Annotated in this window: 1 protein-coding gene; it reads right to left on the bottom strand. The window is 61.2% G+C overall.

All coding sequences use genetic code 11. The features are described from left to right. A partial coding sequence (locus E1J53_RS23875; RefSeq protein ID WP_154640299.1) for a DUF11 domain-containing protein occupies positions 1 to 552 on the bottom strand: 552 nt, incomplete at both ends.

Genomic DNA, 552 nt, shown 5'->3' with positions numbered 1-552 from the left:
AAGGCGTACCTACGGCACCACCAGCGTCGTTACCGTCATCGGTGTCCGGCGTAGAGTCGATGTCTTCCACCGCACCGCCTTCGCTGTCCGTAGCCGCACTGATCTCGGCTACGTTCACCAGGTCTTCTCCGTCCGTGCCGGCGTCTACCGTCAGCAGGATCGTCAGCGTCGTGCTTTCTCCAGATGCCAGTTCGCCGGCGATCGCGGCCGTAGCCGTACCGTCACCGTTGTCCGTCCAGATTGCACCGTCGTTGTTGGCGCTGAAGCTCAGACCCGTGGGGATGTAATCGGTCACCTCAATGTTGGCGGCCGTAACCATACCCTGGTTCGTCACCGTAATCGTGAACGAAACCTCATCGCCCGGTTCAACGACCGGTTCCTGACCAGCACTCAACACCTTGGTCAGTGCCAGGTCGAAGGGATTTACCCGAATCAGGGCAGGGTCAGCATCATCTTCGTCCGTATTCTCCTCGGTATCACCGGGAGCGCCACTGCCGTCACCGGTCGTAGCATCGTCGGAGGGTGTGCCCACCGCACCACCGGCGTCGTTGC

This window comes from Lewinella sp. W8 (genome assembly GCF_004375085.3).
Lineage (GTDB): Bacteria > Bacteroidota > Bacteroidia > Chitinophagales > Saprospiraceae > Neolewinella.
Note: the sequence above shows the minus strand (reverse complement) of the source record. Positions and strands in the feature narration are given on the sequence as shown.